Consider the following 21,059-nt stretch of genomic DNA (forward strand, 5'->3'; position numbering starts at 1 on the left):
CGCTATTCAGCCATCAGCAGGCTTGTTCTGTACTACTGCATCAGGTGTTTTGACTGCAAACTGTTGTAGCAAGTGCTGTAACTGCTCAGAAAACTGCTGTTGCAAATAGAGTTCTGACTGCGTTTGTTTAAGCTTTCCTTGGGTTTGCTCAAGCTGCTGCTGTAATGACTGGTGTATATGTTCAGCTTGCTCTAACGTATCTTGCTGCTGTTGAAATTGCTGCTTCAGCATTGAAAATGTTTGTGTCTGTTGTATATATTCTTGCTTTAAATCAGTCAGTTCATCTTGCTGTTGCTGGTTTGATTGCTGTAATTGTTGTACTTGATTCTGCTGCTGTTCCAGATATACAGTCTGTTTGGTGTGTTCCGTGTGCAATACAGACAGCTCATTGTTTTTGATCACAATAGTTTGCTGTAACTGTTGAATCTCAGTCTGTAGTTGCTGCACTGCCTGATCATGACGCCGTAAATCCTGCTGACGCTGTTCCTTGACTGACTCTCGGTAATGCTCCAATGCTTGTTGGGCATGTTGAAATTTATCTTCTAACGCCAAATGGTGCTGTTCATTTTGTTCAAGTAAGGCATTTAAATCCGTGGTTTGCTGTTCTAAACGATTGCGCAATATAGTTTCTTGTTGCAGCTTCTGTTGAAGTTGTTGCTGAGTCTGTATCAGTTCATCCACCTGAGTATTTTTCTGCTCTAGTTCTGCCTGAGTGTCTGTCAATTGCGTATTTAGATTCTGAATCTGCTGTTGTTGTTCTGCTTCACGTTGCTGCATTTGTTCCTGAAAAACATTGATTTTTTCTTGTGCTTCCTGATGCAACTGCTCGGAAAGTCGCTGTACCAAATTTTGTAGCGTTTCACTAATCGAGGGTTGTGTAATCACATCCTCATCTTCTTCTTCAAGTTCTTTTAAGTACTTATGAATCGTGCTTTTGGAGCCTGTGTTCCCGAGTTCAATCCGCACAGCATCAACAGATGGATATTTTTCTTGTGCTAACAAAGTATCACGGGCTTTCTTGACTTGCTGCTTGCTGAGACCTGTACGAGACATGTTACACCTGAATATCATAATGTATTATGTAATACATAATAACATAATAAAAATAAACACCATTATTTAAATTTAATTTGATATTAAAAGCAGGATAATTAAGGATTATCCTGTGTTATAGTCATTTGGGCAAAATGAGGGAAATTTGGTATTACACCTCGGTATGCAAGCGATATTGGAGCTAAAAACGCAAAATGAACCGTCTGGATCAGTATTTACAGGCTGCGACACGGGAAAATACCCGAAAAAGTTACGCTTCCGCGCTTAGACACTATGAAGTGGAATGGCAAGGTTTATTGCCTGCGACTGCGGACAACATCGCTCAGTATCTGGCAGATCATGCTGAAATCTTATCAATTAACACGTTAAAACAAAGACTTGCTGCACTTTCACAGTGGCATGTCGATCAAGGTTTTCCTGATCCAACCAAAGCACCTCTGGTCAAGCAGGTCTTTCGTGGCATCAAAGCGGTACATCCCGCTCAGGAAAAACAGGCAAAACCTTTACAAATCCTAGAGCTTGAACAGGTAGTGAATTATCTAGATCGAGAAATTGGTGTACAGCAAGCACAGGGAAATTTCGCACAGGAAATGCGTTTAAAACGTGATAAATCTTTATTATTGCTGGGTTTTTGGCGTGGTTTTCGTGGCGATGAACTGACCCGTTTACAGGTTGAGAATATTCAGGTTTCCCCTCAAGAAGGCATGCAATGCTTTTTGCCCTACAGTAAAACTGACCGACAGTTTCAGGGGCAAACATTTCAGGTGCCTGCTTTGGCGCGGCTTTGTCCTGTACAAGCCTATACTGACTGGATCGAGATCAGTGGTTTAACGGAAGGCTTTGTATATCGCGGGATTCATCGTTATGGCAAGTTGTCTGATCAGGGTTTGCATATCGATAGCTTGTTGCCCTTGCTGCGCAAAATTTTCACGCAAGCGCAAATTGCAACACCTGAAAGTTATAGTACCCACTCATTACGCCGTGGTTTTGCCAACTGGGCAAGCCAAAGTGGCTGGGATGTCAAAACGCTGATGCAGTATGTGGGCTGGAAAAATGTCAACTCGGCATTACGTTATGTAGAAGCAGCCAATCCTTTTCAAGGCTTTTCCAAGAATTGGCTGGAAACTAAAAATGATGGTTAGTTTAAGCTAGCGGTCTTAAAGTCAGGATTTGCTCACTACGTCCGAACGGCCCTTGTTCATCATGCAAAATCGAACTGGTCAACCCAATCCCATCTTCGCCGTATTGCTGCACGGTTTCCAGCCCTAGCCAGCGACCATGAGGCATACGGTGTAAATGGATTTGCAGGTCCAGATTGGCAAATGACCAAGAAAATTGCTCTTTTTGTCGAGGGACAATCCCATTTGCGGTATCGACCAATCCCATTAAATGTACAAAATCACTGGTTTCATGACCTTCAATCATTTCTATATGTGTGTTGAGCCAAACAATGCCTTTGCCTGCGCGGGTTAGTGATGCATGTGTTCTAACTTCTACACTTTCAATAAAGCCCCCTGGCCATTGTTTTAAACGTTCTTCAGGCAAACTATGTTCGGGCTGTGAAATACTGTCATCTTCCAGACCTGCAATGGCACGTGAATCCAGCGTCTGCATACGCCACGCCCGCGCTACAATGCAGGTTTTACCTTGTGCCTGCATTTGCGCTTCAATCAGCTCAATGGTTTTTCCTGCACGAATTACTTGTGTCTGAATCACAAATTCGCCCGCAGCAATTAAACCAAAAATGTCGAGGCTAATCCGGCCTATACGCATATTTTCACGCGGAAAAAACTGTTCTAGCTCAGCACATAAAATCCCTGTTGCAGGTGCCATATGCTGTTCATGGCTATTCCATGCGCCCTGTGTATGAATCGTTGAGCGATAATATGTAGTTGTCACTTGCTTCTGTGTATCTTGATGGCGCTGTAACAGTTGATAATATGCAGTCATAAAAAATCCCTATTTTTGTTTATTATTCTCATGAATTGTATGTTGCTACGCGACAAAAACCAAGTCACTGAAATGGTCAAGCCAGTTCATCATTTAAGGTATAAGGTTACTCAAATCACACCGAAGAAATGCCCATCTGCCAATATATACATTAGATATAAAACTCTCTACAATCAGCGTAATAAACCGCCAAATTGGCTTAGTATGTAATGAGTGTCTGGCCTCACATGAATAAATCTTCTTATTTACAACCGATTTGTCGGGTTCTCACAGTCTTAGCAATTTCTACAGGTTTGGTCGCTTGTGGTGATAACTCACTTTTTTCTAAAGATGATGAAAAAATCCTTCAGGAAAAACAGATCAAACGTCTAATTCCCCCTCATGCGAGTAATCGTGAGTCTTGGGCGAAAGATATGAGCGACATTATGGATGAACTCAAGATTGAGAAATCCAAACAGAATGTTTGTACGATCGTCGCCATTATCGATCAAGAATCTAATTTTGTTGCGAACCCTCGTGTACCAGGACTCGGTAAAAAAGCGGTAGCTGAAGTGAATACGCGCCTGCAAGAAAAATTTACCGACAAACTGGGTGAAACACTGGGAACTCCTATTGCAGGCTATTTTGAAAAAGTCTTAAAAACCCAACCATCACCTGAAAATAGCTATTTAAAACAGCTTGGAAAAGTTAAAACTGAACAGGATGTTGATGTTCTGTATCGTCAGATTTTTGACTATATGTCGAAACATTATCATGTCAGTGCCTTAACAGGAGCCGCAAAACTGGTTGGGCAAGATATTGGCGAACGTATGAACCCGGTTACCACTTTGGGTTCCATGCAAGTCTTGGTGCGTTATGCACAAGATCATCAAAAAGATCGAATGAATGTCAATGAACTCCGCGATTATTTATATACACAATATGGCGGCATGTACTACGGTATTCACCGTTTAATGATGTACAAAGCCGACTATGACAAACCGATTTACCGTTTTGCAGACTATAACTCGGGTATGTATTCAAGCCGTAATGCCTCTGTCCAGAAGGCACTAAATACATTAACCGATTCAGAGTTGTCTTTAGATGGCGACTTGCTGCTGTATGATAAAAACGAAAATGTACAATCTGCCCAAAGTTCAACTGAATTAGCAATTAGCAAGCTGTTTGCACAAAATGGTGTGATTATTACAGCGCGTCAGCTACGTAGTGACTTGAAGGAAGAAAAAACTCAGAATTTTGAAAAAACCCAAACTTATTTAACCATTGCTAAGCTCTATCAGCAAAAGACTGAAAAAGAAATGCCGTATGCAGTTATGCCGCAAGTGGTGATTTCTGGGCCAAAACTGAGCCGTGATTACAATACCAACTGGTATGCTAGCCGTGTGAATGGACGCTACGAAACATGCATGCATCGCGCAAAACGTCTGAAAGAATCTTGATTAAGGAGGGAAAAACCCTCGCCCTATTCGATTTTGATGGCACGCTTTGCCTGAGCGATAGCTTCACGCAATTTATTTTCTATACCTTGTCGAAAATGCATATTATTCGGCAAGGTATCAAAATCTTGCCGTGGATTCAGGGCTATTATCTGAACTTGTACCCTGCACATGCGATGCGTACCAAGCTTTATAGCCAAATGTTCAGTCAGCAGAACCTACAAGAAATCGAAAGCTTGGCATCAGAATATAGTCGCGAGCTATTAGAGCATTTAAATCCTGTTATTTTGGCGCAGCTTAAGCAACATCAGGATTTGGGTCATGAGGTAGTAATTGTTTCTGCATCTTTAGATTTGTACTTACAACCGATCGCCCAGCATCTAAATGTGAGACTGATTTGTACTGAAACGGAAAAACAGCAGAATATTTTGACTGGGCACTATATAAGTCCAGATTGTAGTGGCGAACAAAAAAAATTAAGAATTTTAGATTATTACAATCTTGAAAATTATGATCAAATCTACGCATATGGCAACAGCCATGAAGACAAACAAATGCTAAGCCTAGCGCATTATCCTTTTATGGTCGGCAAAGACCGACGCCTGCCTAGCATTCCTTGCAAAGCACACTGAGCATAACAGGCACTCCAGTGGAGCGCCTGCTCATCTGATCAAGTTAAGCAACTTTTGGGAAAAATACACTTGCACCACAAATCACACTTTGCATTGCATGTGGATGAAAACTAATCGTTAAAATATGTTGATCAATCTGAATATGATAATCATGAATCAAAGTTGAAATACCACGTTGACTATCGATTAGATACTCATCAACAATATTTAAAATACCTTCCAGATTAATTGTACTTGATGCACGGTCTTGACCAAATAAATCATAAATGGTTTGTAGATGGAAAGTGACTTCCTGTTCTGTTGGATGCTGTTTGATGTATTTTTCCAAAAACAACACCATTTTATGTGCAAAGAAAAAATAATCGGGTTTGTGTAGATATTCCATGTTCATCTTCTTCTCCTTAAACCTTTTTCAGACCATTTTGATCAAGTTTCCTTATGGTTTTAAAGTAAAAATACCACCTTAAAAAAATCTTAAAATATCTATTTTGTTTACATTTATTATCATATTATGAAAAAACATTAATTTTTATAAATTTATGATATTCAGAAACTACAGCAATGCAAGCTATTGAATCTACACAGCAATGCTTTTCAGAAAAATGTGAGTTTTTGACATCTTTCCAATGCTGCATTAAAAAATCATAATCCCAAACAATGGTTAAAATGTGTAAAAAACTGCTATTTTTTTTTACACATTGACCCAAATAAAAAGCCATCGCACAAGGCAATGGCTCTATGGCAACTGGGTCGCTTAACCCTGAATTTTAATAATAGGCTTGAGCGTAATCCCTTTTTGGCTGTCGAGAGCCGCCTGATTGATTTGTTCAAAGTCGTAAAACTTGACCAATTTATCAAATGGGAATAATCCTTGCTGATAAAGCTTAACTAATTCAGGAATAAATTTTTTCGGTGCGCCACTACCCTCAACCACACCCATAATCATTTTTCCGCCTAACAGCAAATCATTCACATCAAACTGTGCGGTTGTTCCTAAAGGCGGTGCACCAACCACTGCAATTTTTCCGAGTGTACCTAAAGCATCAATTCCCTGTTTTAAGATTTCAGGACGACCCGTTGACTCTAGTGCAAAGTTAACCCCACCACGTGTAATCTCTTTGATGGCCTGTACAGGGTCTTGTTCCTTGCTGTTAATCACATGGGTTGCACCTAACTCTTTAGCAAGTTCCAGACGAGATGGCACAACATCGACAGCAATGATGGTGGTTGCTCCACAGATCTTGGCGGCAAGTAATGCACTTAAACCCACTGCACCTGCGCCAAGTGCAACAAAACTACTTGCAGGTGTAACTTTAAGCGCATTAATAACGGCTCCTGCACCTGTCTGAATACCACAACCCAGTGGGCCAAGGAGTTCCAGTGGAGCATCTTCAGGCACTTTAATCGCGTTGTTTTCTCGGCTTAAAGCAAGGCTCGCAAAAGATGACTGAGCAAAGAAATGGTCATGCACTGCATCGTGCTGGTGGTTACACAGCGCTGTATGACCTTCTAGGTCGGCACCACCAAAGTTGCGCCCAAAAAATTCACTACAATACGCAGGATTACCTGTATTGCATTGGGTACATTTGCCACAGTAACCGTAGGTCAGAACTACATGATCACCGACTTTCAAGTCTTTCACATCGGGGCCAATCGCTTGAATAATGCCTGAACCTTCATGTCCAAGCACTGCAGGTAATGGTACGGGATAATACTGGTCACGCACAATCAGGTCGGTATGACACATGCCTGTTGCGACAATTTTCACCAAAACTTCATCATGCTGGGGTTGGCGAATTTTTAATGGCTGTAACTTAAAATCTGCGCCTTTACATTCAGTGACGGCTGCGGTGATATCTAAAAGATCCTGTTGGATTGTCATTGTTTCATTCCTTGTGTTGTTGTCTTTAAAACAGTTTTTAAACGATGATTTAGAACGGATAGTTAGGCGCTTGAGTTTGAATGGTCATCCATTGCCATTGTGTAAACTCATCCAGATTTGCCAGACCACCAATACGTGTACCATTACCCGATGCGCCGAAACCACCAAATGGATTGACGGTTTCATCATTCACAGTTTGATCATTAATATGTAATAACCCGACTTTAAGTTGCGCGCCAATTTGCATGGCATGTGCCACATTGCTGCTGATAATGCCTGCCGATAAACCATAATCCCCCATATTGGCCAGTTCAACCGCTTCGGCATCACTTGAGAATGGAATCAGTACCGCAACAGGACCAAAAATTTCTTCACTAAAAATCGGGTTATCGGCAGTAACGCCTGACAAAACTGTTGGCTGGAAAAATACGCCGTCTGCTTTACCACCGATTTCAAGAGTAGCGCCGTGTGTGACCGCAGCATTCACCAGTTGCTGTACTCGCTGACTTTGTTTTGCGTTAATCAGTGGCCCAAGATTGACATTTGGGTCGGTTGGATTACCCACCACAAAGTTTTTAACTTTCTCTATCAGGCGCTGCTTCAGTGTTTCATACAAACTTTTATGTACCAGAATTTTGCCCGAAGTCATACAGATCTGGCCTGAGTGTAAAAATGCACCCCACGCCACATTTTGTGCAGCAAGTTCAAGGTCAGCATCAGGTAAAATAATCAGTGAGTTTTTGCCACCGAGTTCCAAGGAAACTTTTTTCAGGGTTTTGCCTGCATTTGCCCCGATGATTCGCCCAACCTGTGTTGAACCTGTAAATTGAATACTGGCAATATTTGGATCAAGCGTCAGTGCTTCACCCACATCTGCACCGCCTGGAACGACATGCAGCAAACCTTTTGGTAAACCTGCCAATTCAAAAATTCGAGCAATCGCAAAACCACTACAGACTGCCGTGCGTTCATCAGGTTTCAATACGACTGCATTTCCAAGTGCTAATGCAGGTGCAACTGCACGTAGGGCCAAATACAATGGGAAGTTAAACGGTGAAATCACCCCAATTACGCCCAGAGGCACACGTTTTGCCAGACTGATTTTGCCTGTTTGCGTCGGTAAAATACTGCCTTGTTCGCTGGCAGGTAATGCGCTGCAGTGCTTAAGTATTTGCAAGGAAATGTGAGTTTCAAAACCTGCCTTGAGTTGAATCGAGCCGCTTTCACGGACTAACCAGTCAATAATTTCAGGTTGATGCTCAGTTAAAAGTTGAGCGGCACGTTCAAAGACTGCTGCACGTTCCTGATACGGCAGTGCTGCCCATGCTTGTTGTGCCTGTTTTGCACTGATAGCAGATTGAGCAACATCGTCTGCGGTAGCGCAACCGAGTTGTCCAAGCACTTCACCTGTTGCAACTTCGGTCACAGGCATGCTTTGCGTTGCTGGCAGCCATTCACCATGAAATAATCGCTGATTCCAGATTTGAGCATCTAATAACGACATAATACAACTCCTTGATTAATCTTATTATCCTGTCAATTAAAACAAATATAACAATCGGAAATTTGCACCGAGTTGCTTTTTAAAACCACTTTCTAATTGGGTATCTGAAGTTAGCTGTGCGCTAAATTGTGTTCTTGCATTCAGCATTTGTTGGTATTCAAAACGGACTTGCTGGGTTTTGGTTTGAGTATTCTGATCAACCCCATCGAGTTCTTGTTTACCACCATAGGTTGCCGAATAGCCTAGTGCGACACGTTGCTTAGGGTTGAAGTCATAACGCAGATTCGCTTGGGTTTGATAGCTTGTATGTTGCTTTAGGGTTTGGCTGCCATTGCCTGCCTGATCATTATTTCCGTAAAAAACCACGTCTTGATAAAATTCGGCTGACCAGTTTTTATAAAGCGGTTCAACCCAGCCCAGTTGCAAATCGTATTTAAAGCGGTTTTCACCCAGATTGACACTGTCGTGCTTGTTGTACTGACCGACAGGTAAATAAATCAGCGGTGTCAGACCAACATAACGTCCTGAAACACCCGCCTTGGGTTGGTTGACCAACCAAAAGGTCGCGCCAATGATCGGATCAGCAATGCCGCTAGCGTCATTTAAATGTTGTCCAGCAACACGGGTGTTATATACCGTTCCAAATGGCAGTAAAATTTGCGGGTCAACGGTCATGTTGCCAATTTGGGTAAAATGAATCAGACGCAAAATCCCGATATCCGACTGGGATTTGGCATCGATTTTATCTCCATTGACATAGTAACCGTCAGATTCGCCGTGTTGATAATATAACGCTGCAACATCGGTTCCTACGGGCAAAGCAGTATAATCACCTGCGTTGACATCGACTGCATACGCACTGTGGAGTGTTGTGAAACTGGCTACGAGTGCAGCAATTTTTTTTAAATGTGTAAAAAACATTCGTCAAATCCCCTGACTGAAATATTGTCCTTGACTGCGTGTGAACCTCAAACGCGGGTCGCAAGTAGCGATATCGTCCTGATCAATAGCTACCTGTGATACTTATGTTATTTGCAGCAACCGTGCCAATCTTATAATTATTTATATTTCAGTGGCTTATATTTTTTAATTTCAACTTTATGTCCAATATCTGGACAACTTCACGTGAACACTGTCCAAATACTGGACAGTGTATCTTACTGATTTTAATTTAAATACTTATAGACTGTAGTTCTGGAAATATTCAGGCGTTTTGCCGTTTTGGACACATTGCCTTGTTCCTGTTGCAGTACTTGCTGAATCAGTTGACGGGTTTGCTGTTCCAAATCAGCTGGGCTTGTAGACAGTTGTCCAGCAATTGAAGATGTAGACTGTTCAGGCAAATGTAAATGTTCTAGGATCGGCTGTTCAGACAATGCCACCGAAAGTTTTAAAACATGAATTAACTCACGAATATTGCCTTGCCAGTCATATTGTTCAAGTTGTTGTTCAACCTGTGTTGACCATTGCTGGATACCCAATTCCTGCAAAATCTGCCGCATCAAGACCAGTTTGTCACTGCGTTGTCGTAATGGTAATAACTGCACTTCATAACCTCGGATACGGTAGTACAGATCACTACGGAATTGCTGCTGTTTAACTTGAGTCGGCAAGTCCTGATTGGTGGCACAAATCAGTCTAAATCTAGATTGAATCGGTTGTCGTCCTCCAACACGGTAAAACTGCTGATCTTGCAAGACGCGGAGCACTTTGACTTGTAGATGCATTGGCAAATCACCAATTTCATCGAGAAATAAAAAGCCCTGATCCGCCAGTTCAACCAGCCCTTTTTCACCTTTGTGCTTGGCACCTGTAAATGCACCACCTTCATAACCAAACAGTTCTGATTCCAGTAAATTTTCTGGAATTGCACCACAGTTAATCGAAATAAACGGCAGGTGCTCAGGAAATTGCTGACGAAGTTGTTGGGCAAAATGCTCTTTGCCTGTGCCTGTTTCACCTGTAATCAGAATCGGAATATTGGCACGAACCGCTTTGACTGCTTGTTGGAGTTGTTGTTGCTGTGGAATCGCAGACTTTCTAATAGATTGGTTTGAGATGACTTGACGCGTTGGTCGATGCTGCCGTGCATAAAACAGCGCATGGTCACGAGTTTGAATCAGAAAATCGCCCGATTGTTCGACCATTGGCGTGAGGAAAAACTGCTGTAACGATTGTCCAAGTACTTCATGAATATCTCGATTGAGCAGTTTAAGCGCCATTTGATTGGCTTTGCGAATGATCTGCTGATCATCATATTCCAGCATCGCGCTATAAGCATTGCCAAGTAAATCGGGAGAATGCTGAAAAACCAGTAAATGCTGCTCAGACTGTTGAATCAAGAGCTGATTTTCCAGTTTATAGGTCTGATACAGTAAATGCCGTAACCAGTTACTGGCGAGCAGACCTTGCCTTGAAGTAATATCGAGTACCCCTAAAACACCACCTTGACCATCAAAAATCGGGACTGAAGCGCAAGAATAATCGCTAAATTCATCCAGATAATGTTGATGACCCACCATAATCAGCGGTTGCTGGCAGGACAAACTACAGGTCGGTGCAATTGCCCCAAACACGGTTTCATCGACAATTCGCCCTGTCTGTAAAAAGCTATAGCTTTGATGGGCAAAGTCATTGTGTTGCTCTGCAATAATTTTGCGTTGCTGATTAATCAGAAAGACACTAATGTCCTGTTGCCCAAAAATTTTCCATGTATCTTGCAAAATCGGTTGGGCCAGTTCTGCCAGATATTGGTCGCTATCTGTAAGCGCTGCATGTGGAAAATCACTCAGATCAGAAACTTTGGTCAACGGGCTTAAGCCTGCCTGTCGGGATTTTTGCCAACCCTGAATAATGGGGGAATCTGCCAAAATGGGGTTGGGCAAACTGCCCGTTTCAAAAAAATGATGTTTAATATCCTTCCATGGATAATGTGCGTGTCCGTGCATATCCTCTATCCTATTTAAAAATAAAATAACCCAATCATTCACAAGAACAATTGGGTTCGGCACAGCATGTTATTCCTGTCTGTTTTATACAATAAAGCCTTTTAGCAATTGATTAAAGTGCTCTGGTTGCTCAATGTTGGAAATATGCGAGGCTGCAATCTCAGCGAGTGTTGCGCCGTGAATTTGCTGTTGCATAAATTGCCCATCCGCAACGGTCGTCACAGGATCTGCAGAACCTGCAATAATCAACACTGGAATCTGAATTTTCGCAATTTCATCACATAAATCGGTATGAGCCAAAGCTTCACAGCACTGTGCATAACCTTCAGCGCTACCAGCAGCCAAATTCTCACTTAAAGTTTTAATCAAAGCAGAATTCTTTTCGATAAAAGCTTCAGTAAACCAGCGAGATGCTGCTGTTGCAGCAATCGGTTGCAAGCCTTGTGCGCGTACCAATGCAGCACGTTCTTGCCAAGCTTGTGCTTGCCCGATTTTAGCTGCGGTATTGCACACCACCACTTTTTTAAAGCGTTCTGGAAAATAGCGCGCCAGCCACTGACCTGTCAGACCACCCATCGAAATACCACAGAAATACGCCGTCTGAATGTTGAGGTGATCCAGTAAATCAATCACATCTTGTGCCAGTTCCGCACAGCCAAAAGGCTGTGTCGCCGTTGAAGATGCACCGTGCCCACGTGTATCGTAAGCAATCACAAAAAAATCTTTCTGAAAAAATTCAATTTGTGGTTGCCACATGCTCAGGTTGGTTCCAAGCGAATTGGAAAATAATAAAGCAGGATGCTTCGGGTCACCAAAAGTTTGATAATTCAGTGTAATTTGCTGTGGAGTCACAAAACTTGGCATTGGTTTATCCCTCTACGCGCTCAATAATCAAAGCAATCCCCTGACCGACACCGATACACATTGAACATAAGGCGTACTTGCCGCCTGTCTGTTCAAGCTGGTTCAAAGCCGTAGTCACCAGACGCGCACCTGAGGCACCCAGTGGATGACCCAGTGCAATCGCACCGCCGTTTGGATTGACGCGTGCATCATCATCTGCCAAACCAAGGTCACGGGTACAAGCTAACGCTTGTGCAGCAAAGGCTTCGTTCAGTTCAATCACATCCATCTGTGCCAAAGTCAGGTTGGCCTGTTTCAGTAATTTCTTGATCGCAGGTGCTGGTGCAAAACCCATGATGCGTGGTTCAACACCCACGGTAGTTGCCGCAATAATTTTGGCACGGGCTTTCAGTTCGTATTTTGTGATGGCTTCATCTGACGCAATCAAGAGTGCTGCTGCACCATCGTTAATGCCTGACGCATTGCCCGCAGTTACCGTACCTTCGGCTTTCACCACAGGTTTGAGTTTGGTCAAGGTTTCCAGCGTGGTTGCACGTGGGTGTTCATCGGTATCGATAACAATCGGATCACCTTTGCGCTGTGGAATGGTGACAGGCACGATTTCGTTGGCAAAGTAGCCTTTGGCTTGTGCAGCAGCAGTACGTTGCTGGCTGGTTAAAGCAAACTTGTCCTGATCTTCACGGCTAATGTGGAACTGTGCTGCGACGTTTTCCGCAGTTTGTGGCATGGTGTCCACGCCATACATTTCTTTGAGTTTCGGATTGATAAAACGCCAGCCCATGGTGGTGTCTTCAATCTTCTGGGTACGTCCGTAAGCGGTTTCCGATTTGCCCATCACAAATGGCGCACGGCTCATGCTCTCTACACCACCCGCGATGATCAGATCTGCTTCACCCGCTTTGATGGTACGTGCTGCCATGGCAATCGCATCTAGAGATGAACCACAGAGACGGTTGATGGTAGTGGCTGGCACTTGGTACGGTAAGCCTGCAAGAAGCGATGACATGCGTCCGACATTACGGTTATCTTCACCAGCTTGGTTGGCACAGCCATAGATCACATCATCCACCTGTTGCCAGTCCACGCTTGGGTTACGCTGCATCAAGGCTTTGATCGGTAAAGCACCGAGGTCATCAGCACGAACTGAGGCTAGACCACCAGCATAACGACCAAACGGAGTACGGATGGCATCAACAATATAAGCATTTTTCATTCTTTAATCCTGTCCTGTTACATCACCTTTTCCCTCTCCTTTCAGGAGAGGGTTAGGGAGAGGTTTTATCCCTGAGTCGCATCAATCAGTATTGCACCCGTCATTGCCTGTAGCTCGTCAAAGCTTAAGCCTTCGACTTTCTCCAGTACTTTTAGCCCTTCAGGTGTGACATCAATCACACACAGGTCGGTATAGATCCGGTCTACACATTTCAGCCCTGTCGCTGGATAAGTCAGTTCTGCCACGATCTTTGGTTCACCCTGTTTGGTGACATGATCTGTAGTGATAAAGACTTTCTTCGCACCCACAGCCAAGTCCATGGCCCCGCCTACGGCAGGAATGGCATTCGGTGCACCAGTATGCCAGTTGGCCAAATCACCATTGGCTGCAATCTGGAAAGCACCAAGCACTGCGATATCAAGGTGACCACCACGCATCATGGCAAACGAATCGCCATGATGGAAAAACGCGCCGCCTTTGAGCATGGTTACGAATTCTTTACCAGCATTGATCAGTTCAGGGTCTTCTTCACCTTCAGCTGGTGGTGGGCCAAAGGCCAACAAGCCATTTTCAGAATGCAAAAACACGTCTTTGTCTGCAGGCAGGTAGCTGGCGATCTTGGTCGGTAAGCCAATGCCAAGGTTGACATAAGCGCCATCAGGAATGTCTTGAGCGACACGTTCAGCAATTTGGTCACGGGTTAGTTTTTTATAGCTCATATCAGTCTCCTTATGCGCTTGTCAGTGGTGAAGTAGGTTCAACCTGAACCACATGCTGCACAAAGATGCCTGGGGTAATGATGTGTTCAGGATCAAGTGCACCCAGTTCAACCACTTCAGAGACTTGTGCGATGGTGACTTTCGCTGCCATCGCCATGATTGGGCCAAAGTTACGTGCGGATTTACGGTAAACCAGATTGCCCCAACGGTCGCCCTGCTGTGCCTTGATCAAGGCAAAATCGGCATGGATCGGGTATTCCAGCACATAGTCTTTACCCTCGATATGGCGGGTTTCTTTGCCTTCAGCCAGTAAAGTGCCATAACCTGTCGGCGTAAACACAGCACCTAAGCCCATACCAGCGGCCTGAATACGACAAGCGAGGTTGCCCTGTGGCACCAGTTCCAGCTCGATTTTGCCTGCACGGTACAGTTCGTCGAACACCCAAGAGTCAGACTGACGCGGGAAAGAACAGATGACTTTTTTCACAGCGCCCGCTTTAAGCAACTTGGCCAGACCATAGTCGCCATTGCCTGCATTGTTGCTGACAATGGTCAGGTCTTTGATGCCCAAATCCAGTAAGCCATCAATGAGTTCGGCAGGTTGTCCTGCGGTGCCAAAGCCACCAATCATGATGGTCGAGCCATCTTTGATGTGTGAAAGCACTTCTGTTATAGAAGCAGAGCTTTTGTCAATCATAATATTTCCTAATCAAACCTTACTGTGCTTGAGTTTTAAAGAATGCGTTGTTTTGAAGCTCAAAATGAAATGGGCAAGCATGCCGATACAAATGCCCCAAAACACCGAACTTAAACCGAGAAAATGCATACCTGAAACACTGGCTAAAAATGTGATCACGGCAGATTCACGTTGCTGTTCGTCACGCAGTGCAATGGTTAAATTGTTGGTAATGGCACTGAGTAGTGCCAAACCTGCTAAAGCTGCAATTAACTCTTTGGGAAATAAGCTAAATAACAACACAATACTACTGGCAAACAATCCACCCAGCAGATAGAACAGCCCATTGGCAATACCTGCAATATAGCGGCGCTGCGTCTGTTCATGACAATGTTCACTCATACATAGTGATGCAGTAATTGACGCCAAAACAATGCTAATACCACCCGTACATGCAACCAGTAATGATGCCAGACTGGTCGTGCCAATCACGGTGCGCCCTGATACTTCATAATCATGCAGTTTAAACAGCGCCATGCCCGGCAAAAATTGTCCTGTAATGCTCACTAAGATGAGAGGTAAAGCAAAATTGAGCGTCGATGCCCATGTCCAGTGCGGGCTAATCCATTCGGGAACAGTCAGCGACAATTGCAAGGCAACTGGATGTAATTTCCCGAGAAACAGACTAAGGAGAATGCCCGTACAGAGAACCCATAGCATGCTATAACGCGGGTTATAGCGTTTGGCACACAGATACACCACGAGCATGCTAAATACGATGGTTGGCATATGATTGGTGGCTTGAAATACACCTAAACCAAACTGAAATAAAATGCCTGCCATCATACCTGCGGCAATACCCGATGGAATCCAGCGCAACAAACGGTCAAATGAACCACTGACACCAATCAGCAGCATGACGACTGCTGCGGTTATATACGCAGCAACGACCTCATTTAAACTAATATGTGGAAATAACGTCACCAAGAGCGCTGTGCCTGGTGCTGACCATGCGGTAATTACAGGCACCTTGTAACGAATCGACAGGTAAATTCCTGAAATCGCAGCACCAATCGAAATGCCCCAAATCCATGAACTGAGCATATGTGAATCGATTTGTGCTTGTTGAGCCGCCTGAAAAAAGATAACCAGTGGCCCAGAATAAGAAATCAATACCGCCAAAAAACCTGCAATGGTGGCTGAAATTGACCAATCTTGTTTGAGGGACTGGATCAGATTAGACATCGTATGCCTCCATGCTCACGATATTATGATCATTCCGAATTTAACCGAGATCACCACCACCGACAGGCACAACACTACCTGTAATATATGAAGCTTCGTCAGACGCTAGGAAAGTAATGACGTTGACTTGCTCATCAATTGTGCCATAGCGTTTTAAGAAGGTACGATCAACTGTTTGATCTACAACTTCCTGCATCCATGTTTTGTCCTGTTCAGACATTGGCGCGCTATTACGTGGTACTTTACGTGGCGGAGCTTCAGTTCCACCAGTTGCCACAGCATTCACGCGAATCCCATCGTGAGCATGTTCAAATGCTAAAGATGCAGTTAAACCGTTCACACCACCTTTTGCCGCAGAGTAAGGAATACGGTTAATACCACGCGTTGCTACAGAAGATACGTTTACAATTGCACCAGATTGCTGAGCGATCATGCTCGGCAGTACGGCATGGCAACACCACAGAGTTGGAAATAATGAGCGGCGAATTTCTTTCTCTACTTCTTCAGGTTTAAACTCCTGAAAAGGTTTCATCCAGATTGCGCCACCCACGATGTTGAGGAGTACATCCACACGACCGTATTTTTCCAAGGCAGCATGAACAACTTTCTCGGCACCTTCGAACTGTTCCAGATCTGTACGTACCGTGATGGCTTCACCGCCAGCATCAATGACTTCTTTAAGGACGTCTTCGACATACTCAGAAAAATCTGCCATGACAACTTTTCCGCCTTCACGGGCAACGCGTAGAGCTACACCACGACCAATACCTTGTGCCGCACCTGTGACAATAACCACTTTATTGCTGAAACGTTGTTGACTCATCTTTACTTCCTTATCTTGCATGAATGAACCATGTTAAAATTTAGTTCGCAGAGAATTTCTCGAACAAGAAGTTAGCAGGTTTCACTCCTTCTTTATCTAACCAGCCACGTACTGCTTCAACCATTGGCACTGGACCACAAAGGTAGATATCAACATCACCGCCATTGAGCCATTCATTGTCGACATGCCCAGTCACATAACCTTTACGTTCATGTGCAGATTCTGGGTTAGCAACGACTGTACGGTATTCAAACCATGGGAATTTTGCTTGCATTTCATTCAGGCGTTCGATTGCAACCAAGTCAAAGTCATTGGTTACACCAAACACAAGACGTACTGGCTGTTCAGAACCTTTTTCTTCCAATACTGAAAGCATTGACAAGAATGGTGCAATCCCTGTACCGCCAGCAAGCATAAGCACTGGGCGAGCCACACTACGCAAATAGAAGCTACCAAACGGACCAGTGAAAGTCATTTTGTCGCCTACTTTTGCAGTTTGGCTGAGGTAAGTACTCATTTTTCCATTTGGCACGTTACGGACAACGAAACCTGTTTGACGGTCGCCTGGTTTAGAACTGAATGAATAAGAACGAGTTTCTGTTGTACCAGGAATACCCACATTGACATACTGACCTGCCAAGAAGTTGATGTCAGGTTCTGCTGCATCAAGCTCAATGCCAAAAGTAATCGTAGAGTCAGACAGATTTTCAACAGAAGTTAACGTACCTTGATAGGTATGAATTTCAGTTTTGCATACATCTGAAGTCGCATGAATCTGGAAGACTGCATCTGACGTAGGGCGACATTGGCAAGCCAAAATATAGCCTTCCGCAGCTTCTTCAGGTGTTAGTGCATCTTCAATATAAGTATCTTCAGGCATGTCATATGAACCTGATTCACAAAACGCTCGGCAGGTTCCGCAAGCGCCATCGCGGCAGTCTAGCGGAATATTGATCTTTTGACGGTAAGCAGCATCAGATAGTGTTTCACCATCTGTAACACTGATAAAACGTGTAACGCCATCTTCAAATTGAAGTGCAACATTGTGGTTTGACATGGCTGAATATCCTATATAAAGCTTTAAAACTAGACCTTTCAACCAATTTTCCATTTGATTGAAAGGTTTTTCCTTGCTGTATAAACAGCTTTAGAGATGGTAAATATCGATAACTTGGTTAATGTAATCGTTTTTCAACACGACATATTTGTTCACGATTTTTGGCTCATCACCAGAAAAATCAATTACATAACGAGACATACCAAAATAGCTATAGCTAGTTTTATAACGGAAACTTAACGTATTCCAGTTAAAACGAACTGTAACCAAATCACCATCTTGTTCTACAATTTCAATATTACTAATGTTGTGGCTAGTACGCGTATCTGGCATGGTTGCAGATGAGCGTTCAGTTTTGATACGAAACACACGGTCTTCTAAACCTTGACGGTCTGGATAGAAAATCAATGAGATTTCAGACTGTGGGTCTTCGGTTAGCTTGTCATCATCATCCCAAGCTGGCATCCAGAATTGTGCATTTGGTGCATAGCACTGCAACCAGTTATCCCATTGTTCGTCATCTAAAAAACGTGCTTCACGATAGAGGAACTGAGCAATATTTTCTAAAGTCATCGCGCTCATGCGTTTTCTCCTTCAGTTACAGCCATTTCTTTTTCAGTCGCAATTGCTTTTTTCATGAGTTTTAACCAGTATTCATGTTGAGCAAGGTATAGACCTTCATCTTCAGTTTTGATACCAGAAAGTTTTGGTTTTAAACCGATTTCATTCGCAGCATCATCTGGTCCTTGAACCCAGTGTTTTGCACCACGGCTCATGTCGTTCCATTCAAGGGCGATTCCTGCATAACCTGCTTGGCATGCACGGAATTCTTCCAAGTCATCTGGAGTTGCCATGCCTGACGCGTTAAAGAAGTCTTCGTACTGGCGGATGCGGCGTGCACGAGCTTCAGGTGCTTCACCCTTAGGCGCGATACAGTAAATGGTGACTTCAGTCTTATCTACAGACAGTGGACGAAGAACACGGATTTGTGAACCAAACTGATCCATGAAGTAAACGTTTGGATACAAGCAAAGGTTACGAGAACGCTCGATCATCCATTTTGCCATTGCAGCGCCATAACGCTCGGTGTATTCATCTTTTTTCGGGAAGTTTGGACGGTCTTCTGGGTTTGCCCATTGTGTCCAAAGCAACATGTGGCCATTTTCAAAACCGTAAGAACCACCACCTTGTTTACCCCAGGCACCAGCACTCATTGCACGGATGTTATCGCCACCTTGTTTTTCTTTACGTTGCTGTGTAGTTGCAGCATAGTTCCAGTGTACAGCAGACACGTGGTAACCATCGGCACCATTTTCAGCCGTAAGTTTCCAGTTACCTTCATAGGTATACGTAGATGCACCACGAAGAACTTCAAGACCGTCTTCAGATTGACCGACGATCATGTCAATGATTTTAGTCGCTTCACCCAAGTATTCTTCAAGAGAAGGAACATCAGGGTTCAAGCTACCAAATAAAAAGCCTTTATAACTTTCAAAACGAGCAACTTTTTTCAAGTCATGTGAGCCGTCTTGGTTAAAGCAGTCTGAATAACCCGCATCGCTTGGGTCTTTAACCTTAAGCAATTTTCCTGAGTTATTGAATGTCCATCCATGAAATGGACAGGTATAAGTGGCTTTATTACCACGTTTATTACGGCAAAGCTGTGCACCACGGTGCGAACAAGCGTTAATCATTGCATTAAGTTCGCCATTACGGTTACGTGCAATAATGATTGGCTGGCGTCCGATATACGTAGTGTAGAAATCGTTATTATTTGGAATTTGGCTTTCGTGTGCCAAGTATACCCAGTTGCCCTCAAAAATATATTTCATTTCAAGGTCAAAAATGTCCTGATCAGTAAAAACAGAACGATGGAGTTTAAATTCACCTGTTTCATAATTTTCAACAAGTAATTCATCGATACGATCTAGGTGACTGGTATTGATTACAGGAATACGTGGCATGTCCGTTCTCCGACTTTCCAAAAGTTAGGAAGTCACCAAAACGCTTGAGTGTAAAAATTAAGCGTTTTGGTTCCTTTAGATAGGGTGAATTAAGCGCTTGCGCGACGACGTTCAACTTCAGTAGAAGGAGCGCCAGCTTTGTCTTTTTGCAGCACAACATTGAACTGGATGTGTTTGAAAGGACCTTTCAAACCGCGACGTGCAATTTCAGCTTCGTCAGTTACATCAACAGCAGTTGCAACTAGGCCTTCACGAGTACCGAATGCAAAGTCGTCCCAAAGGTATTTATCACCTTCGATGTTGAACTGTGTGGTCAATTTACGGTGACCTGGTGCAGAGATGAAATAATGCACGTGTGCAGGACGTTGACCGTGACGAGAAATCTGGTTCAATACACCTTGTAGTGGGCCTTCAGGGTTCAAGCCATAGCCTACTGGCATAGTAGTTTGCGCAGTGTAGTTACCGTTTTCGTCAGACAAAATTGTACGACGTAGGTTGAAGTGAGACTGTGACTTGTCGAAGAACGAGTAGTTACCATGGCTGTTTGCATGCCACATTTCAACTTTCGCACCAGGAATGATGTCACCATCAGTATCTGTTACTGTACCGTCGATGATCAAAGTTGCAATTTTGCCTTCTTCAGAACCATCATCCATACGAGCGAAACCTACAGATTCAGGCGCACCAGCAACGTATAAAGGACCTTCAATCGTACGTGGCGTACCACCTGTCAAGCCAGCTTTAGCATCAGCTTCATCGGCACGAAGGTCAAGGAAGTGTTCAAGACCTACAGCAGAACCCATAAGTGCAAGTTCATCAGCCTTAGCGATATCGATCATAGTTTCGATACCTTTCCAAACTTCAGACTGGCTGAGATCAAGATCTTCGATTGCTTGGAACAAATCAGTAACCAAACGTACAAGAACTTGTTGTACACGTGGGTTTACTGGACCTTCAGAAGTGTCCACGTTACATGTTTTAACTACATTTTCAATTGTTTGGCGATCCATATAAATTCTCCTTGAATATGAATACTGGCTAATTGTGGCAAGCTATTCCTAAAAGCTGGCAAATGTTGCTAACCACATCCTTG

20 protein-coding genes are annotated in these 21,059 nt (G+C 43.6%); 3 read left to right on the top strand and 17 right to left on the bottom strand.

Annotation, left to right across the window (positions count from 1 at the left end; genetic code table 11):
- Positions 1 to 6 precede the first annotated feature (6 nt).
- Positions 7 to 1,053 (bottom strand): DNA-binding protein, encoded by a 1,047-nt coding sequence (locus P255_RS06355; protein ID WP_004901705.1) that lies wholly within the window; start codon positions 1,051 to 1,053, stop codon positions 7 to 9.
- Positions 1,054 to 1,247: 194 nt separating this feature from the next.
- On the opposite strand from P255_RS06355, the gene P255_RS06360 reads away from it, so the two are divergent.
- A complete protein-coding gene (locus P255_RS06360; RefSeq protein ID WP_004901706.1) occupies positions 1,248 to 2,195 on the top strand; it encodes a site-specific integrase in 948 nt (315 codons plus the stop codon).
- A gap of 1 nt (position 2,196) precedes the next feature.
- Here P255_RS06360 and P255_RS06365 read toward each other — a convergent pair whose 3' ends face one another.
- Positions 2,197 to 3,003: a thioesterase family protein gene (locus P255_RS06365; protein WP_004901709.1), complete on the bottom strand. Its 807-nt coding sequence runs from the start codon at positions 3,001 to 3,003 to the stop codon at positions 2,197 to 2,199.
- A gap of 227 nt (positions 3,004 to 3,230) precedes the next feature.
- Here P255_RS06365 and P255_RS06370 point away from each other — a divergent pair, with 227 nt between their 5' ends.
- Together P255_RS06370 and P255_RS06375 are read left to right on the top strand one after the other, a co-directional pair.
- On the top strand, positions 3,231 to 4,442 hold the full coding sequence (locus P255_RS06370; protein WP_035365070.1) for a DUF1615 domain-containing protein: 1,212 nt from the start codon (positions 3,231 to 3,233) through the stop codon (positions 4,440 to 4,442).
- Positions 4,406 to 5,071 (top strand): HAD family hydrolase, encoded by a 666-nt coding sequence (locus P255_RS06375; protein ID WP_004901713.1) that lies wholly within the window; start codon positions 4,406 to 4,408, stop codon positions 5,069 to 5,071. The genes P255_RS06370 and P255_RS06375 overlap by 37 nt, the downstream gene beginning before the upstream one ends.
- A 43-nt stretch (positions 5,072 to 5,114) precedes the next feature.
- Here the strand turns inward: P255_RS06375 and P255_RS06380 are convergent, their stop codons facing one another.
- From P255_RS06380 to catA, 15 genes are all read right to left on the bottom strand, one after another.
- Positions 5,115 to 5,462: a hypothetical protein gene (locus P255_RS06380; RefSeq protein WP_004901716.1), complete on the bottom strand. Its 348-nt coding sequence runs from the start codon at positions 5,460 to 5,462 to the stop codon at positions 5,115 to 5,117.
- A 363-nt stretch (positions 5,463 to 5,825) separates the two neighbouring features.
- Positions 5,826 to 6,953 (bottom strand): NAD(P)-dependent alcohol dehydrogenase, encoded by a 1,128-nt coding sequence (locus P255_RS06390; RefSeq protein ID WP_004901718.1) that lies wholly within the window; start codon positions 6,951 to 6,953, stop codon positions 5,826 to 5,828.
- A 49-nt stretch (positions 6,954 to 7,002) separates the two neighbouring features.
- The gene (locus tag P255_RS06395) at positions 7,003 to 8,457 is read right to left on the bottom strand and encodes a benzaldehyde dehydrogenase (RefSeq protein ID WP_004901720.1); all 1,455 of its coding nucleotides are present in this window, start codon (positions 8,455 to 8,457) and stop codon (positions 7,003 to 7,005) included.
- Between the two features lie 36 nt (positions 8,458 to 8,493).
- Positions 8,494 to 9,378, bottom strand: coding sequence for a transporter (locus P255_RS06400; protein ID WP_004901722.1), 885 nt, complete (start codon positions 9,376 to 9,378; stop codon positions 8,494 to 8,496).
- Between the two features lie 245 nt (positions 9,379 to 9,623).
- The gene (locus P255_RS06405; RefSeq protein ID WP_004901723.1) at positions 9,624 to 11,405 is read right to left on the bottom strand and encodes a sigma-54-dependent Fis family transcriptional regulator; all 1,782 of its coding nucleotides are present in this window, start codon (positions 11,403 to 11,405) and stop codon (positions 9,624 to 9,626) included.
- A gap of 84 nt (positions 11,406 to 11,489) precedes the next feature.
- Complete coding sequence (gene pcaD, locus P255_RS06410; protein ID WP_004901726.1) at positions 11,490 to 12,269, bottom strand: 3-oxoadipate enol-lactonase; 780 nt, start codon at positions 12,267 to 12,269, stop codon at positions 11,490 to 11,492.
- 4 nt (positions 12,270 to 12,273) lie between these two features.
- The gene (gene pcaF, locus P255_RS06415; RefSeq protein ID WP_004901729.1) at positions 12,274 to 13,482 is read right to left on the bottom strand and encodes a 3-oxoadipyl-CoA thiolase; all 1,209 of its coding nucleotides are present in this window, start codon (positions 13,480 to 13,482) and stop codon (positions 12,274 to 12,276) included.
- Positions 13,483 to 13,547: 65 nt separating this feature from the next.
- On the bottom strand, positions 13,548 to 14,201 hold the full coding sequence (locus tag P255_RS06420; RefSeq protein ID WP_004905042.1) for a 3-oxoacid CoA-transferase subunit B: 654 nt from the start codon (positions 14,199 to 14,201) through the stop codon (positions 13,548 to 13,550).
- A gap of 10 nt (positions 14,202 to 14,211) precedes the next feature.
- Positions 14,212 to 14,898 (bottom strand): 3-oxoacid CoA-transferase subunit A, encoded by a 687-nt coding sequence (locus P255_RS06425; protein WP_004905040.1) that lies wholly within the window; start codon positions 14,896 to 14,898, stop codon positions 14,212 to 14,214.
- Positions 14,899 to 14,910: 12 nt separating this feature from the next.
- Entirely contained in the window at positions 14,911 to 16,122 is a 1,212-nt protein-coding gene (locus tag P255_RS06430; protein ID WP_004905039.1) for a benzoate/H(+) symporter BenE family transporter, read from the bottom strand.
- A gap of 40 nt (positions 16,123 to 16,162) precedes the next feature.
- A complete protein-coding gene (locus P255_RS06435) occupies positions 16,163 to 16,945 on the bottom strand; it encodes a 1,6-dihydroxycyclohexa-2,4-diene-1-carboxylate dehydrogenase (RefSeq protein WP_004905036.1) in 783 nt (260 codons plus the stop codon).
- A 40-nt stretch (positions 16,946 to 16,985) separates the two neighbouring features.
- The gene (gene benC / locus P255_RS06440; protein ID WP_004905035.1) at positions 16,986 to 18,002 is read right to left on the bottom strand and encodes a benzoate 1,2-dioxygenase electron transfer component BenC; all 1,017 of its coding nucleotides are present in this window, start codon (positions 18,000 to 18,002) and stop codon (positions 16,986 to 16,988) included.
- A gap of 90 nt (positions 18,003 to 18,092) precedes the next feature.
- Entirely contained in the window at positions 18,093 to 18,584 is a 492-nt protein-coding gene (gene benB / locus P255_RS06445) for a benzoate 1,2-dioxygenase small subunit (protein WP_004905032.1), read from the bottom strand.
- Complete coding sequence (gene benA / locus P255_RS06450) at positions 18,581 to 19,966, bottom strand: benzoate 1,2-dioxygenase large subunit (protein ID WP_004752223.1); 1,386 nt, start codon at positions 19,964 to 19,966, stop codon at positions 18,581 to 18,583. Before benA ends, benB begins: the two co-directional genes overlap by 4 nt.
- Positions 19,967 to 20,055: 89 nt before the next feature.
- The gene (catA, locus tag P255_RS06455) at positions 20,056 to 20,976 is read right to left on the bottom strand and encodes a catechol 1,2-dioxygenase (RefSeq protein WP_004905031.1); all 921 of its coding nucleotides are present in this window, start codon (positions 20,974 to 20,976) and stop codon (positions 20,056 to 20,058) included.
- Positions 20,977 to 21,059: the final 83 nt, after the last annotated feature.

Source organism: Acinetobacter brisouii CIP 110357 (assembly GCF_000488275.1).
Lineage (GTDB): Bacteria > Pseudomonadota > Gammaproteobacteria > Pseudomonadales > Moraxellaceae > Acinetobacter > Acinetobacter brisouii.